This is a genomic window from Winogradskyella wichelsiae, from assembly GCF_013403925.1.
Lineage (GTDB): Bacteria > Bacteroidota > Bacteroidia > Flavobacteriales > Flavobacteriaceae > Winogradskyella > Winogradskyella wichelsiae.
Genome location: NZ_JABFDJ010000002.1, coordinates 322,621 through 339,397, shown reverse-complemented (window position 1 = coordinate 339,397; position 16,777 = coordinate 322,621). Strand labels below are relative to the sequence as shown.

The following is a 16,777-nucleotide window of genomic DNA, read 5'->3' as shown; positions in this document are numbered from 1 at the left end:
AAATGTTTCCTTAATTTTACCAAATTATTAATATTGAAGACAAACTAAAATAGCTGTGGGAAGTAAAAATAAACTTAAACGCTTTAGAGAAAACGAAACCTTTCATAATGTATATCAACCTTCTAGAGAAGAATTAGTTGATGCCACCTATAAATTAAAAGGAAAATGGAGATCTGAGGTCTTTAAAAACAACAATCCTTTAGTCTTAGAATTAGGTTGTGGAAAAGGAGAATACACTGTTGGTTTAGCAAAACGATACCCAAATAAAAATTTCATAGGTATAGATATAAAAGGCGCCCGTTTTTGGCGTGGTGCAAAAACAGCGATTGAAGATGCTATTCCTAATGTTGCTTTTATTAGAACGCAGATAGAGCTTGTTGAATATATTTTTGAAGAAAATGAAGTCGATGAAATTTGGATTACTTTTCCAGATCCACAAATAAAATACAAGCGAACTAAGCATAGAATGACTAATTTAAACTTTTTAGAGCGTTACAAAAAAGTTTTAAAACAAGATGGTTTAATGCATCTTAAAACAGATAGTGAGTTTATGCACGGTTACACGCTTGGGCTATTACATGGAGCTAATCACGAAGTATTATATGCTAATCATGATGTGTATAGACAAGAAGGAAGTCCGGAAGAAGTGACCGAAATTCAAACGTTTTATGAAAATCAGTACCTAGAGAAGAATAAAGCAATTACGTACATTAGATTCAAAATCAACTAGGTTTGAATATAACTTTCATTTTTTTTCTGGGATTTTTTGTGGCGCTTATAGGAGTCGTTCCTCCAGGATTGCTCAACATGACCGCTGCTAGAATTAGCCTAAAAGAAGGAGCAAGTCGTGGCATTATGTTTTCTACAGGAGTTTGTATTATAGTATACATTCAGACCTATATGGCTTCTATTTTTGCTAGATATTTGTCTAGTCATCAAGATATAGTAGCGATTTTGCAACGTGTTGCTTTTGTAATATTTATTTTAATTACTATTTATTTTTTGCTTTTAGCATCAAAAGAAGGAGAGCCTAAAAAAAAGAAGGAAAGAAAGAGTAAACATGGTAGGTTATTACATGGTATGTTATTGTCTGGCCTTAACGTTTTTCCTATTCCTTACCAAGCTTATATGACCATCACTTTGGTGTCTTTTGGTTGGATGAATTTTGAAAAAACCAGTATTCTTACTTATGTTACAGGTGCTGCTACTGGAACTTTTGTAATGTTATATTTCTATATTTTCTTTTTTGATAAAATTAAAGATCGAAAATTTACGTCCCAAAAAAGTATGAATTTAAGTATTGGTATCATCACGGGACTTGTAGCCTTGGTAACGCTTTTTAATATCTTAAGAGATTTTTAAAAGTAACATCTGCTATAATTTATATTAAGGTTATTTCAAATGGAATCCATAAGAACAAATGAAACCGGAAACTCTTAGTTTTTTTGAAAAAGTATATGAAGTTACTCGTAAAATTCCTTACGGAAAAGTTACTAGTTACGGAGCAATAGCAAAATATTTAGGTGCTGCTAAGAGTGCAAGAATAGTTGGTTATGCTATGAACGCTTCTCATAACAAAGATGTGCCAGCACACCGTGTTGTAAATAGAAAAGGGCTTTTAACTGGTAAACATCATTTTGACGGTACTAATTTAATGCAGCAGCTTTTAGAGAATGAAGGTGTTGTGGTTATCGAAAATCAGATTCAACATCTAGAAGCTATTTATTGGGATCCAGCAAAAGAGCTTAAGTGATTCTTTGAGTTTGAATGACGTCATCTTTATTAGTGCTCTTATCAATGGTCTAAAAGGCTTAAATACCCTTTTTGAAACTATTGTTAAACCCAATCTTGCAATTGCACAATTCAATTTATCTAGTTTACATTCTAACATTTTCTAAGTATCTTTGTTCTTAGAATTAATCTTAATAAGAAAAGAATCAGAGATACAATCGTGATCTCTATCTTCTTCAATTTTAACATCATATGAAATTAGTTAAACAAGATATATTAAATGCATTAAAAACTATAACAGCACCGGGAGAAGGTGAAAATATGGTAGATAGTGGAGCTGTTACTAATGTGGTGACTTTTGCAGATGAAGTCATTGTAGATATTACTATAAAGAATCCAAGTCTTCAGGCTCGTAAAAAGACTGAAGTAGAAATTTTGCAAACCATTCATAAAGAAGTTTATGAAAAGGCAAAAATAAAGGTGAACATAAAAGTTGAAGCGCCTGCTGTAGCATCTAAAAATGAAATTAAAGGAAAAGCAATTCCTGGTATTCAAAATATAATAGCGGTAGCATCAGGTAAAGGAGGTGTAGGTAAATCTACTGTAACGGCAAATTTAGCGGTTACATTATCTAAAATGGGCTTTAAAGTTGGTGTTTTAGACGCTGATATTTATGGGCCATCAATTCCTATAATGTTCGATGTTGCAAACGAACGTCCATTGTCAGTAAATGTAGACGGTAAATCAAAAATGAAACCCGTAGAAAATTATGGAGTTAAAATATTATCTATTGGCTTTTTTACAAAACCAGATCAAGCTGTTATTTGGAGAGGGCCAATGGCTTCTAAAGCTTTAAATCAAATGATTTTTGATGCGGCTTGGGGAGAATTAGATTTCTTATTAATCGATTTACCTCCAGGAACAGGGGATATTCATTTAAGCATTATGCAAGCGCTGCCAATTACAGGAGCAGTTGTCGTTAGTACACCGCAAAATGTAGCCTTAGCAGATGCTAAAAAAGGTGTGGCAATGTTTCAGCAAGACAGTATTAACGTGCCGGTTTTAGGTATTATAGAAAATATGGCTTACTTTACTCCAGCGGAACTTCCTGATAACAAATATCATATCTTTGGAAAAGAAGGGGCTAAAAATTTAGCAGAAGATTTAAATGTTCCATTTCTAGGAGAAATTCCTATAGTACAAAGTATAAGAGAAGCTGGAGATGTTGGTAGACCTGCAGCATTGCAAACGGAAACACCAATTGAAGAGGCTTTTGAAGCCATTACAAGAAGTGTTGTGCAACAAGTTGTAGATAGAAATGATGCTTTGCCAGCTACTGAAGCAATAAAAATTACCACAATGGCAGGTTGTACTGCGGTTAAAAAATAATAATCCAACAATTTTGTCAGTGTTTTTATAAGACTGGGATAAAGAAAAATAAAAAAATGAGCTCAGAAGAACTTAGAGTAAATGTTGAAAAAGCATTAGAAGAAATCCGTCCGTTTTTACAAAGTGACGGCGGGGATATTAACTTATTATCTATTGAAGATGGTAAATTAGTAAAAGTACAACTTGTTGGTGCTTGTACATCATGCAGTGTTAATCAAATGACACTAAAGTCTGGTGTAGAAATGACAATAAAGAAATACGCTCCACAAATCGAAAAAGTTATTAATGTAGAAAAATAATGTGACATTTATCACATTTTGATTAAAATGACATTAGTAGTTTTGTTTTCAAATTTGATATAAATGTAAAATAACCTGTAAGGTATATGCTGATATTATTTCAGTAAATAAATCTTACAGGTTTTTAACACAAAAAAAAGAGGTGATTATCGTTTAGATTAAGCCTTGTCAGGAATGAAATGATTACAACAGATATACTTATTATAGGTGCTGGTCCAACCGGACTTTTTACCGTTTTTGAAGCCGGACTTTTAAAATTAAATTGCCATTTAATAGATGCATTACCTCAGCAAGGAGGGCAGTGTTCTGAGCTTTACCCTAAAAAACCAATTTATGATATTCCTGCTTATCCAGAAATTTTAGCAGGTGATTTAACGCATAAATTAATGGAACAATGTAAGCAGTTTGAACCTGGTTTTACATTAGGAGAAAGAGCTGAAACTATTGAAAAACAAGAAGACGGGAGTTTTATTGTAACCACAAACAAAGGAACAAAGCATAAAGCTCCTGTTGTTGCTATCGCTGGTGGTTTAGGAAGTTTTGAGCCAAGAAAACCTTTGTTAGAAAATATTAGTGATTTTGAAGATTGTGGAGTAGAATACATGATTAAAGAGCCAGAATTTTATCGCGATAAAAAGGTTGTCATTGCAGGTGGTGGTGATTCTGCTTTAGATTGGAGTATCTTTTTAAGTGATATTGCTTCAAGTGTTACATTAATCCATAGAAGAAACGAATTTAGAGGGCATTTAGATTCTGTTGAAAAAGTACAGGAATTGAAAAATATTGGAAAAATTGAACTTATTACTCCTGCCGAAATTACTGGAATCAACGGAAATGGAAAAGTTGAAAATGTTGAAGTCACCAAAAAAGGTGAAGAGCCAATTTTATTAGAAACGGATCATTTTATTCCACTTTTTGGTTTGTCACCAAAATTAGGGCCAATTGCAAATTGGGGTTTAGAAATAGAAAAAAATGCTATTAAGGTTAATAATGCATTAGATTACCAAACTAACATTCCAGGTATTTATGCTATTGGAGATGTAAATACGTATCCAGGAAAATTAAAGCTAATTCTTTGCGGTTTTCACGAGGCAACATTAATGTGTCAATCGGCATATCAGATTATTAATCCAGGAAAACGTTACGTTTTAAAATATACTACAGTTGCAGGTGTAGATGGGTTTGATGGTACGCGTAAGGAGGCTCCAAAAGCAGTTGTAAAAGCTATTGATTAAATGGTTTAAAGCTTTTATATAGTTACTACATCATTTAGATTTCATAGTTTTTTTAAACTTATGAGATCTTTTAGAAATAAATAATCTAACTCTGAGTTATTCTGAGTAACAAATAAAAAATCCTGATTTCGCAGGAAACGAACATGGAACAAGATATTAATATTACTATAATCGATAGAGATGGTGTAAAACATCAAATTGAGGCTCCTACAGATATGGCAATGAATTTAATGGAAGTTGTAAGGTCTTATGAGCTTGCGCCAGAAGGTACTATTGGAATTTGTGGTGGTATGGCTATGTGTGCATCTTGTCAATGCTATGTGCTAAGTGATACTAAATTACCAGAAATGCAAGATGATGAAGAAGCTATGCTCTCTGAAGCATTTGATGTTAAAGACAACTCTCGTTTAGGTTGCCAAATTCAAATGACACCAGAAATGGAAGGATTAGAGGTGGAATTGGCTCCTGAATCTTAACAAATTTCTGAGAAAAGCAAGAAGATTTTTGCAATAAATAACAATTGAAGCCTCATCGATTTTTAAAATCCTCGAGGTTTTATTGTTTAATGGTTTATGCTGTTTTATAATCAGCCAATTTAGTCGGGCCTTCTAATAAAAACCGATCAATTTTTAAGTTACCATCTTCAGAGGTGATAACCTGCCATTTAATTAGTGAAATCATTCCATTCTCGATTTCTAGACCAGTAATACTTCTTGGGTGCACGCAACTCCCATCATTAAAATAAGCAATTTCGCCAGGCTCTGGAAAACGTGGTCGGTGTGTATGACCAACAATAGTGATTAAGTTATTGTTTTCAATAATCCATTGTTTGGTTCGTTTCTCTATTTTTATGAGTTCCGTATAGTTTTTTGCAGGTGTTGTTGGGTCAGCAATACCCATAACATTTAAAGGTTTCCAAAGTACACGAACTAAAAACCGACTCCATTTCCAAAAGGTATAATTCCACCAATCTGCCTGATGTCCGTGCGTAAGAAATAATTCTTGATTGGTTTCAGAATGTTCTAAAACAATACCTTCATGATATTTAATATCACAGAATAAATCTTCGTCTTTACCTGTTTTTGGGTCGAAAAAAGAATACAAATGTTTTTCTACATATTTCGGATCACGATAGACCATATCATGATTTCCCCATATCATATGTAGACGATTTTTATCATGAAATTGTTTCATAAGCATGTAGATATTCTTATGTGCATTAAATATAGACTCGAACGATAGGTTCTCCCAAAGTTCGTCTCCATCTCCTATTTCGCAGTAGCTGAACCCTTCAAGATAATAGTGCCGCAAAGCATGAAAATAAATGTTTCTATTGTTTGCAAAATCATCAGCAAAACTATTGTCTCCACGATGACAGTCACTAAATAATATAAGTTTAGACGAATCGTCAAACTTTAAGCGTTTTGCATACTTATAAGCGCGATCTAATCTTGTTTTTGAAGACATAAAGTTTATTTAAGAGACTGAATTAAACAAAAAATACCTCTCCAAAAGAGAAGTATTTTTATACGTGCTACTTATATTCTGTTTTATTTGAAGGCATTTAAACCTGTAACGTCGAAACCAGTAATAAGTAAATGAATATCGTGTGTTCCTTCATAAGTAACAACACTTTCAAGATTCATCATATGTCTCATTATACTGTATTCTCCACTAATTCCCATACCGCCTAACATTTGTCTTGCGTCACGAGCAATAGTTAATGCCATATCTACATTATTACGTTTTGCCATAGAAATTTGAGCTGAGGTTGCAGTGCCATTTTCGCGCATTACACCAAGTCTCCAAGCTAATAATTGTGCTTTGGTAATTTCGGTAATCATTTCTGCCAATTTCTTTTGTTGCAGTTGAAATTGACCAATAGGTTTATCAAACTGCATACGCTCTTTACTGTAGCGCAATGCTGTGTCGTAACAATCCATTGCAGCTCCGATTGCCCCCCAAGCAATACCAAATCTTGCAGAATCTAAACAACCTAGTGGTGCTCCTAATCCAGATTTGTTGGGTAATAAATTTTCTTTAGGCACTTTTACGTTATCAAAAATAAGTTCTCCTGTAGCAGATGCTCTAAGTGACCATTTGTTATGCGTCTCTGGAGTAGAAAAACCTTCCATGCCACGCTCTACAATTAAACCATGAATTCGTCCTTCTTCATTTTTAGCCCATACTACAGCGATATTACAAAAGGGAGAATTACTAATCCACATTTTTGCTCCATTTAGAAGATAATGATCTCCCATATCTTTAAAATTGGTGACCATACCTCCAGGATTAGAACCATGATCTGGTTCTGTTAATCCAAAAGAGCCAATCCATTCTCCAGAAGCCAGTTTCGGTAAGTATTTGTTACGTTGTTCTTCGTTTCCGTATTTCCAAATAGGATACATTACTAAAGATGATTGTACAGATGCTGTGCTACGAACACCAGAGTCGCCACGTTCTATTTCTTGCATTATTAAACCATAAGAGATTTGGTCTAAGCCTGCTCCTCCATATTCTTCAGGGATGTATGGTCCAAAGGCTCCAATTTCAGCAAGACCTTTAACTATTTGCGTTGGGAATTCTGCTTTTTGAGCATACTCTTCTATAATAGGAGAGACATCACGTTTTACCCAGTCTCTTGCGGCATCACGTATTAATTTATGCTCTTCAGTAAGTAATTCGTCAAGGTTATAATAATCTGGTGCTTCGAATAAATCTGGTTTCATCTGAATATATTGTTTGTTATAAACTTGTCAAATACTGTCGCTATTGCTCAAGTTATGTTGTTGTTTATTTAGTTCCTAACAAAAGTAACGAAATCGTTTTCAGCTTACAAAGACAATATTACATTTTCAAATAAAAATCTTTAGTGAGATTTATGTAATCTTCAGTGTATTGATGTCGTGAGGTTTCGATGATTAATTCTGATATTTTAAGCTTTTTTTTAATAAAGCTAAATTCTATTAAACTGCGTTTAATAGTTGCATTTGTATGTCCTTTTACATGAAGAATACGCTGAGGGTATAAATCTGAAGCGTGCGCTAAACCAATTAGGTTTGTCTCTTCTTTATACGGAATAACTACTGAAAAAATTCCGCTTTTAGATAGTAAATTAGACACAGCGTAAATAAGATGTTCAAAAGGCATAGCGTCGTTAAAGCGTGCTAGATCTCTCGATTTATCTGTGGTTTTATAATCTTCAGAATAAAAAGGGGGATTGCATATAATGAGATCAAATTTGTCTTCTACTTCTTCAACAAATTCTAGAAGTGAAGCGTGGTAACAGAATAAACGATCAGCCCACGGTGAGTTTTCAAAATTTTCAGAACATTGCTCGTAAGCATCAGCATCTATTTCTACAGCTTCAATGTTTTCTGCATAGCTACGTTGTGCAATCATTAAAGCTAAAACACCAGTTCCAGAGCCAATATCTAAGACTGAAAATGGATTTTTATTAACCGATGTCCATGCACCAAGTAAAACTCCGTCTGTTCCAATTTTCATAGCACAACGGTCTTGGTTAACTGAAAATTCTTTGAATTTAAAAGGAAGCAAACCCATTATTCTTCAAGGTATAAATCAATCAGTCCTTCTGGAGTCTTAACTTCTATAGTTTTGTTTTTTCTATCGACCTTAACAATAAATTCATCATTCATAGGGATTAATATTTCAACGCCGTCTTTGTCTATTTCAAATAAAGCTTGAGCTGTTGAATCATTAATACCTTTTAAAATTCCTACATCACCATAGTTTGAATCTATAATAGTGAAACCTATGACTTCATGAAAATAAAATTTATTACCCTCTAGTTTTGGAAGCAAGTCCATAGGTAAGTATAAATCTGTTTTGATTAAAGCATCAGCATCTTCTTCAGTATCTACATCTTCAAACTTAATACGTAATAAATTAGATTTATGTAATTGTGAAGATTCAGCAAAGAAAGGAACTAAATTCCCTCTCAGATCTATAAAAATAGCATCAAGGTTATCATATAAATCAGGTTCGTCAGTATCTAATTTTATTAAAAGTTCTCCTTTAAAACTGTATTTGGATACAATTTTACCTAAATAAAAACAGTCTTCTTTTTTCAAAATAAATCTTGTATTTATGGTTTCCGTGAAAGCGGAAATCTTATTAATTCTAATTCTAAATGTTCAACAGATTCTCACCTTACTGAGAATTATTTTATAAAACTATTCTGTGGTTATATAAAATAAAAAACCCAGACCATAAAATAGTCTGGGTTCAAAAGTATAAAAAATAATTTTTTTATTCTTCTTCGTTAGCTGCTGTTTCTTCAGTTGCAACATCTTCTGCTACTTCTTCTTCAACAACTGGCGCTGCTGCAGCAATACGTGCTTCGTTTACAGCTTTTTCAGCTTCTAATGCTTTAGCTTTAGCATCTGCATCAGCTTTAGATAAGCCATCAGTTTTTGCTTCAACTTTAGCTGCTTTTTCTTCTAACCAAGCGTTGAATTTTGATTCTGCTTGCTCTTCAGTTAATGCACCTTTTCTAACTCCACCAGCTAAATGATTTTTTAGCATTGCTCCTTTATAAGATAAAATAGCTTTTGCAGTGTCAGTTGGTTGTGCACCATTTTGTAACCATTGTACAGCTCCGTCAACATCTAATTCGATAGTTGCAGGATTTGTGTTTGGATTGTAAGCACCTAATTTTTCTAGGTATTTACCATCTCTTTTAGCGCGAGAATCCGCTGCTACGATCCAGTAATAAGGTTTTCCTTTTTTACCGTGTCTTTGTAATCTAATTTTTACAGGCATAATAATTAATTAATGAGGTTCTCGACCTCTGTTATTAATGAGGGCGCAAAGATAATATAATTTTTTAATTTTCAGTTAGATAATGTGTGCTAAGTAAAAGAAAATGCCTATTTAGATGCATTTTGAAAAATTATTATACTTTTGGCAGTGTTGTTTCATTATATTTGGAACGAAGATAAAAGACACCCTATACAACATGAAAAAACTAATCCTCCTATCGCTTGTTTTTTTAACTATGTTCAGCTGCGGCGACGAAGTTCAATTTAATTCGCCAGCATTTCAAGGTGATCGCGAAAATGAGCTTTGGCGAGCAACAGCCTTTTCTGCAAGTATTGAAACAAATGGATACTTAACGATCACTGGAACTAATAATTTTGAAACTGTAGAACTTACAGTGCCTTCTGTAATAGAATCTGAGTTTATTGTAGGGGATATTGATGTGATTGAAGCTAAGTATACTGATGGTTTCGGAACCGAATTCTCAACGAATAATACTCCAGATGAAAGTGTGTCTGTTTACCCCGAATTAGGAGAAATTATAATTGAAGAAATAGACGTTGTTAACAAAACGTTTACGGGGACTTATAGATTTTTAGCTTTTGATGCTTCTGGTTTAAATTCAATAGGTTATACAAACGGAATTTTTTATAAAGTACCTTTAATATCTGGTGAGTTACCGACAGATCCTATTACTTGTGTAGATGTAGAGTCTGCGGCTCAAATAGCATTTTTAGCATATGAAGCTAGTTATGCAGACGATTTAATATTTGTAGATAGTGATGCTTTTGCGACGGCCTGTGCAGCATATTCTCAGGCTTTGACAGAACAACGTACATTTTGTGGTGATTCAGATGGAGCGTTGCAAGATTTAATTGATGCGCTTGGTGATTGTGAGATTTCTTGTGAAATAGCAACGGCAAATGTTGTTGAAGCAGAGTTGCAATATAGTACAGCAACGATTGGCAATTACATTGAAAAATGTGTACAATATGCTTTTTATCTACAAGAACAGATAGACATTTGTGATGATTTAGATGGAAGTATTCAAGTTGAAATTGACACTCTAAATTGTGTTGATACAGATGGTGATGGTATTCCAGATGTCTTTGAAAACTTTAATGGTGATATAGATGGTAATTTGGATGATGATGATAGTGATGGAGATGGTAATCCTAACTATTTAGATGCTGATGACGATGGTGATGGTGTACTAACTATTTTTGAAGCTAAAGATGCTGACGGTAATCCATTAGATACAGATGGAGATGGTGATGTAGATTACCTAGATACAGATGATGATGGTGATTCAATTTTAACCATTAACGAAAATGCAGATCCTAATGGAGATGGCAATCCTGATGATGCGGTAGATACAGATGGAGATGGTATTCCTGATTATTTACAAGCATAATAAAATAAAATATTGTAGAAAAAGCTTCAATCCTTTGGGATTGAAGCTTTTTTTGTGTGTTAAAAACTCTTTATGTTTTCATTTTAAATAAGCTCAAATTCTATGTAATTTTATAAGCTAATTATTTTAGGAATTTTTATTGCGTTATTTGCTGCTAAGTTGGTAGATAAAAGACTGTTAAGTCGTAATTTATAATGATTTTCGTTGCTCTCAACGTCTCATTGTAAAACAATTTAAATACAAAAGAATTAGTTTACAGTGTTTACCTTTGCGTTCTACAGTAAATAGGATTGCAAGAGAAACAATTCAACAACAAACAACTCAACAGCGATATGTACTTAATATTTGATACCGAAACCACAGGATTACCAAAGCGTTGGGATGCACCAATTACGGATACGGATAATTGGCCAAGGTGTATTCAGATTGCTTGGCAATTGCATGATGCTATGGGTAACTGTATTGAACATCAGGATTATTTAGTAAAACCAGATGGATTTAATATTCCTTATGATGCTGAAAAAATACATGGTATTTCTACAGGGTTGGCAGAAGAGGAAGGTATTCCTCTTTCTGAGGTTTTAGAAAAATTCAATATTGCTTTATCTAAAACTAAATTTGTAGTAGGGCAAAATGTAAAGTTCGATTTAAATATTATGGGAGCAGAATTTGTACGAGAAGATCTTGCAAATCAGCTTCAAGAGTTGCCTGTTTTAGATACTTGTACAGAGCATACAGCAAGTTTATGTCAGTTGCCAGGGGGGCGTTATGGTAAGTTTAAATTACCAACGTTAACAGAATTGCATGAATATCTTTTTAATAAACCTTTTGGTGAAGCGCATAATGCAACAGCAGATGTTGAGGCAACGACGCGTTGTTTTTTAGAATTAATAAGAAGAAAGCAATATACCAAAGAACAACTCGATGTTGAGCCAGATTATTTTCAGAAATATACAGAAGAGAATCCTGCTGAAATTCAGCTTATAGGTTTAAAACATATAAATCTTAAACGTGCAAGTGCTAAAATTAACGAGCGACTTCAGAAAGCGCAAGCTACACCTACAACCATTGATAAGGAAGCTGCGGCACAAGTTGTAGATGTCGACTTTGCACATTTACACAATCACTCGCAGTATTCTATTCTTCAATCTACCATTAGTGTCAAAGATTTAGTTGCCGCTGCAGTTAAGAGAAATATGCCAGCTGTTGCGTTAACTGATCATGGAAATATGATGGGTGCATTCCATTTTGTAACAGCCGTTTCTAATCATAATAAAGGAGTAAAAGCACAACACAAACAAGCCGAAGAAGCAGGGTTAGAGAAAAAAGGTAAAATTTTAAAACCTATAATAGGTTGTGAATTTTTTGTGTGCGAAGATCACGCAGACAAAACAAGAAAAGATAATGGTTATCAAATTGTGTTAATGGCTAAAAATAAAAAGGGCTATCACAATTTAGCAAAATTATCTTCTGCGGCTTTTACAGATGGCTTTTATTATGTGCCAAGAATAGATAAAAAACTTATAGAAAAATACAAAGAAGACTTAATCTGTTTAACAGGAAATCTTTATGGAGAAGTACCAAGTAAAGTTTTAAATGTTGGTGAGAATCAGGCAGAAGAAGCTTTACTCTGGTGGAAAGAAACTTTTGGAGATGACTTGTATTTGGAGCTTATGCGCCATAATCAAGAAGATGAAAATAGGGTGAACCCAGTACTAATTCAGTTTTCTAAAAAGCATGATGTTAAGTTAGTTGCAACAAATAATACTTATTACGTAGATCAAGAAAATGCCAATGCTCACGATATTTTATTGTGTGTAAAAGATGGTGAAAAACAAGCAACACCTATAGGTCGTGGTCGTGGTTATCGCTATGGTTTACCAAATCAAGAATATTATTTTAAGTCTTCAGATGAAATGAAGGCTTTGTTTAAGGATGTACCAGAAGCCATTGTAAATATTCAACACGTTGTAGATAAGATTGAGCCTTATGAGTTAGCACGTGATGTATTATTACCTGCCTTTGACATTCCTGAAGAATTTAAATTTGAAGAAGATTTAGCAGATAACGGAAAGCGTGGTGAAAATGCTTTTTTAAAAGATTTGACTTTTAAAGGCGCTGAAAAACGCTATGGCGAAATTACACCGAAAATTAAAGAACGTCTTGATTTTGAATTGAGCGTTATTGAAAAAACAGGATATCCTGGGTATTTCTTAATTGTAGAAGATTTTATTCGCGAAGCTAGAAAAATGGATGTTTCCGTAGGTCCTGGTCGTGGATCTGCAGCAGGATCTGTAGTTGCTTATTGTCTATGGATTACAAATATTGACCCTATTAAGTACGATTTACTTTTTGAGCGTTTCTTAAATCCAGATCGTGTAAGTATGCCCGATATTGATATTGATTTTGATGATGAAGGTCGAAGTCGTGTTATGGATTATGTTATCGAAAAATACGGCTCAAATCAAGTAGCTCAGATTATTACTTATGGTACAATGGCGGCTAAGTCGTCTATTAGGGATACTGCTAGAGTTTTAGATTTACCATTAAATGAAGCGGATCATCTCGCTAAGTTAATTCCTTTAATGTCTAAGCTTGGTAAGATTTTTGGGCTTTCAGAAAAAGAATTAGCAAGTAAATTTAGAGCAGAAGATTTAGAAAAGATTAATGAATTACTTAATATTTCTGATGGTGACGATTTACAAGCCGAAACCTTAAATCAAGCCCGTATTTTAGAAGGTTCAGTCCGTAATACAGGTATCCATGCTTGTGGTGTAATTATAACACCAGGTGATATTACAAATTATGTTCCTGTTGCGCTGGCAAAAGATTCTGATCTGTATGTAACGCAGTTTGATAACTCTGTTGTAGAAGATGCAGGTTTATTGAAAATGGATTTCTTGGGATTAAAAACCTTGACGTTAATTAAGGATACAGTTAAACTAGTAAAGGAAAAACACGGTATTGACTTAGACCCTGATAGTATCCCATTAGATGATGTAGAAACTTATGAATTATTCCAACGTGGTGAAACGGTTGGAGTGTTTCAATACGAATCACCAGGAATGCAGAAGCACATGAAGAATCTTAAGCCTACGGTTTTTGATGATTTAATTGCCATGAACGCCTTGTATCGTCCTGGTCCAATGGAATATATTCCAAGTTTCATTGCACGTAAACATGGTGATGAAGAGATTGTGTACGATTTGCCAGAAATGGAAGAGTATCTTAAGGAAACCTATGGTATTACGGTTTACCAAGAGCAAGTAATGTTACTGTCTCAAAAGTTGGCCGATTTTACAAAAGGTGAAGCCGATGTCTTGAGAAAAGCAATGGGTAAAAAACAGATTGCGGTTTTGGATAAGATGAAACCAAAATTTATTGAGCAAGCCGGTGCTAAAGGTTTAGATAAAACTAAACTCGAAAAAATCTGGAAGGATTGGGAAGCCTTTGCAAGTTATGCCTTTAATAAGTCTCACTCAACGTGTTATGCATGGATTGCTTATCAAACCGCTTATTTAAAAGCACATTATCCAGCAGAATATATGGCTGCGGTATTGTCTAATAATATGAACGATATTAAGTCCGTAACCTTCTTTATGGAGGAGTGTAAACGGATGCGTTTGCCAGTTTTAGGACCAGATGTAAATGAGAGCTTTTATAAGTTTTCAGTAAACCAAGATAATGCCGTGCGTTTCGGAATGGGAGCCATAAAGGGTGTTGGTCATGGTGCGGTTAAAACGATTGTAGAAAATAGAAAAGAGGGAGGTCATTATAAATCTATTTTCGATTTTGCAAAACGTATTGATCTACGTGCTGCCAATAAAAGAGCTTTTGAAGGGCTAGCAAACGCAGGTGGATTTGATTGTTGGTCAGATACGCACAGAGCACAATATTTTGCGCACGATGGTGATAGTATTAGCTTTTTAGAAAAAGCGGTAAAATACGGTGCAAAACACCAAGAGAATGAAAATTCTGCCCAAGTAAGTCTATTTGGTGCGGCAAGTGATGTTCAAATTGCAGAACCTTTAGTGCCACCATGTGAAGATTGGGGAACGATGGAGAAATTATCGAGAGAAAGAGAAGTGGTTGGGATTTATATTTCTGGACATCCATTAGATGATTTTGCTATTGAGATGAAATCGTTCTGTAATGGTGTTGTTGCTCATTTTAATAATTTAGAAGCCGTTGTTAATAGTGAAATTACCTTTGGTGGTGTGGTTACAGACGTACAACACCGTGTAAGCAAGCAAGGAAAAGGTTGGGCTATTTTCACCATTGAAGATTATACAGATAGTTTTGAATTTAGAATTTTCGGGGAAGATTACTTAAAATTTAGACACTTTTTTGTTATAAATTCCTTTGTTTATGTGAGGGCTTTTGTTAGAGAAGGTTGGGTGAACAGAGATACAGGGAAAAAAGGAGATCCTAGAATACAGTTTAATAGTTTTCAATTGTTGCATGATGTTATGGAAAACTATGCAAGAAAACTATCAATTCAACTTAATATTAGAGATTTAAAAGAAGATACCGTTTCTATATTACATGATTTAATGACGCTTCATGAAGGGACAAAGCCTTTAAGTTTTCTAGTTTACGATAATGCTGAAAAAATAAAAGTTCAGATGTCAAGCCGAAAAAATAAGGTTAAAATTTCTCAAGAATTATTAAACTCCCTGAAGGAACACGATGTTAAATATAAGTTGAATTAAATGTTTAAGGTAATAACTTAAAAAACATGGTAGTCTGTTTTATAAATTTAGAGACTTCAAAAATTTAAATGACAACTTTGAAGGACAGTTTTAAATAATTCTTTTAATGCTAGTGTAAGAACAAGACTTAATTCAAATAAAAATGAACAGATAAGTATTTGTTCGTTTTCAGGTTATTATAAAAATCATCTTTTATGGTCACAGAGGTTTAGTTATTGGATTTGAAGTTATTAAAGGAAATCCTCAAATTAAAAAGTAAACTCTAAAGCATTAAAGAGCTATTAAGATTTACCTTCTAAATTAGAAGATATAAAAACTTTTTTCTTTAATAAAATTCCCGAATTAGAATATGAGTATAGAATAATTACTAAAAAGCAATGTTATATTAATATTGAAATAAGAAAAGTGATTCTTGGTTCTGAGGTATCTCAATTAGACAAGAGTCTTGTAAATCAGCTTATTGAAAAAATGATTCTACTATTAAATTAGAAACTTATAAGGGTTAATTAACACTTATGCAGTGTTTTTTTTATATTAAAAGCTAGATATAAATTAAGTGTAATAGATTTTAGTTCGAAAAAAAACAGACAGACTTGTCTATTTTTAAAAATTAGTTTATATATTTGCATCATGAAACATGCCGAAGTAAAAAATAGAATTACAGAAACGGCCTCATTTTTATTTTATAAGAATGGGTATAATTCTACAGGTATCAACCAAATTATTGCGGAAGCAGGCATTGCTAAGGCAACGTTATATAATCATTTTAAATCTAAAGAAGATATTTGTCTGGCGTATCTTCAGCATAAGAATATCAATTTTTTAGAAGATTTTGAAAATTTCACGATCTCTAAACCAAAAGGAAAAGAGCAAATCCTAGCGATATTCGATTTCCTTCAACTGTTTTATCAAGATAAAGATTTTAATGGGTGTTGGTGTATTAAAACCGTTTCGGAAATTCCAAAAGATAATGAGATGATCCGGAATGAGATTCAATCTCAAAAAAACGACTTTATCGCCATTATAGCAAAACTGATTACCAATAACTTAGAACAAGTGAAAACTGAGCAAGTAAGTTCACTCGCAAGACAAATATATTTACTTTACGAAAGTGCTGTTGGAGAAAGTCACTTGCATCAAGAAGATTGGCCTATTGTTGAGTCTAAAAATTTATGTGAAAAAATAATAGGTTAAAAAAATTTGAACAAACAAAGA

Annotated in this window: 15 protein-coding genes; 10 read left to right on the top strand and 5 right to left on the bottom strand. The window is 33.5% G+C overall.

What is annotated here, in order from left to right; genetic code table 11:
* The first annotated feature begins 55 nt into the window (after positions 1 to 55).
* The 7 genes from trmB to HM985_RS05080 all read left to right on the top strand — a co-directional run bounded on the left by trmB (position 56) and on the right by HM985_RS05080 (position 5,130).
* Positions 56 to 730 carry a tRNA (guanosine(46)-N7)-methyltransferase TrmB gene (gene trmB, locus HM985_RS05110; protein ID WP_179375217.1) on the top strand — a complete coding sequence of 225 codons (675 nt, stop codon included), beginning with the start codon at positions 56 to 58 and terminating at the stop codon, positions 728 to 730.
* Between the two features lie 2 nt (positions 731 to 732).
* Positions 733 to 1,362, top strand: a complete 630-nt coding sequence (locus HM985_RS05105; RefSeq protein WP_179375216.1) for a LysE family transporter — start codon at positions 733 to 735, stop codon at positions 1,360 to 1,362.
* Between the two features lie 58 nt (positions 1,363 to 1,420).
* Positions 1,421 to 1,753, top strand: coding sequence for an MGMT family protein (locus tag HM985_RS05100; protein ID WP_179375215.1), 333 nt, complete (start codon positions 1,421 to 1,423; stop codon positions 1,751 to 1,753).
* Positions 1,754 to 1,983: 230 nt separating this feature from the next.
* On the top strand, positions 1,984 to 3,120 hold the full coding sequence (locus tag HM985_RS05095) for an Mrp/NBP35 family ATP-binding protein (RefSeq protein ID WP_179375214.1): 1,137 nt from the start codon (positions 1,984 to 1,986) through the stop codon (positions 3,118 to 3,120).
* A 56-nt stretch (positions 3,121 to 3,176) separates the two neighbouring features.
* Complete coding sequence (locus HM985_RS05090; RefSeq protein ID WP_179375213.1) at positions 3,177 to 3,419, top strand: NifU family protein; 243 nt, start codon at positions 3,177 to 3,179, stop codon at positions 3,417 to 3,419.
* A 179-nt stretch (positions 3,420 to 3,598) separates the two neighbouring features.
* The gene (locus HM985_RS05085) at positions 3,599 to 4,654 is read left to right on the top strand and encodes an NAD(P)/FAD-dependent oxidoreductase (protein ID WP_179375212.1); all 1,056 of its coding nucleotides are present in this window, start codon (positions 3,599 to 3,601) and stop codon (positions 4,652 to 4,654) included.
* A gap of 143 nt (positions 4,655 to 4,797) precedes the next feature.
* Complete coding sequence (locus HM985_RS05080; RefSeq protein WP_179375211.1) at positions 4,798 to 5,130, top strand: 2Fe-2S iron-sulfur cluster-binding family protein; 333 nt, start codon at positions 4,798 to 4,800, stop codon at positions 5,128 to 5,130.
* A gap of 94 nt (positions 5,131 to 5,224) precedes the next feature.
* On the opposite strand, the gene HM985_RS05075 is transcribed toward HM985_RS05080, so the two are convergent.
* The 5 genes from HM985_RS05075 to HM985_RS05055 all read right to left on the bottom strand — a co-directional run bounded on the left by HM985_RS05075 (position 5,225) and on the right by HM985_RS05055 (position 9,439).
* Positions 5,225 to 6,121 carry a metallophosphoesterase family protein gene (locus HM985_RS05075; RefSeq protein WP_179375210.1) on the bottom strand — a complete coding sequence of 299 codons (897 nt, stop codon included), beginning with the start codon at positions 6,119 to 6,121 and terminating at the stop codon, positions 5,225 to 5,227.
* Positions 6,122 to 6,204: 83 nt separating this feature from the next.
* Positions 6,205 to 7,383 carry an acyl-CoA dehydrogenase family protein gene (locus tag HM985_RS05070; protein WP_179375209.1) on the bottom strand — a complete coding sequence of 393 codons (1,179 nt, stop codon included), beginning with the start codon at positions 7,381 to 7,383 and terminating at the stop codon, positions 6,205 to 6,207.
* A gap of 118 nt (positions 7,384 to 7,501) precedes the next feature.
* The gene (locus HM985_RS05065; RefSeq protein WP_246284958.1) at positions 7,502 to 8,161 is read right to left on the bottom strand and encodes a tRNA1(Val) (adenine(37)-N6)-methyltransferase; all 660 of its coding nucleotides are present in this window, start codon (positions 8,159 to 8,161) and stop codon (positions 7,502 to 7,504) included.
* A 56-nt stretch (positions 8,162 to 8,217) separates the two neighbouring features.
* Complete coding sequence (gene rimM / locus HM985_RS05060; protein ID WP_179375207.1) at positions 8,218 to 8,748, bottom strand: ribosome maturation factor RimM; 531 nt, start codon at positions 8,746 to 8,748, stop codon at positions 8,218 to 8,220.
* Positions 8,749 to 8,926: 178 nt separating this feature from the next.
* Positions 8,927 to 9,439, bottom strand: coding sequence for a 30S ribosomal protein S16 (locus HM985_RS05055; protein ID WP_179375206.1), 513 nt, complete (start codon positions 9,437 to 9,439; stop codon positions 8,927 to 8,929).
* 196 nt (positions 9,440 to 9,635) lie between these two features.
* On the opposite strand from HM985_RS05055, the gene HM985_RS05050 reads away from it, so the two are divergent.
* From HM985_RS05050 to HM985_RS05040, 3 genes are all read left to right on the top strand, one after another.
* Positions 9,636 to 10,850 (top strand): DUF6252 family protein, encoded by a 1,215-nt coding sequence (locus HM985_RS05050; RefSeq protein ID WP_179375205.1) that lies wholly within the window; start codon positions 9,636 to 9,638, stop codon positions 10,848 to 10,850.
* Positions 10,851 to 11,182: 332 nt separating this feature from the next.
* Positions 11,183 to 15,562 (top strand): DNA polymerase III subunit alpha, encoded by a 4,380-nt coding sequence (gene dnaE, locus HM985_RS05045; protein WP_179375204.1) that lies wholly within the window; start codon positions 11,183 to 11,185, stop codon positions 15,560 to 15,562.
* Between the two features lie 630 nt (positions 15,563 to 16,192).
* Positions 16,193 to 16,756, top strand: a complete 564-nt coding sequence (locus tag HM985_RS05040) for a TetR/AcrR family transcriptional regulator (RefSeq protein WP_179375203.1) — start codon at positions 16,193 to 16,195, stop codon at positions 16,754 to 16,756.
* The last annotated feature ends 21 nt before the right edge of the window (positions 16,757 to 16,777 follow it).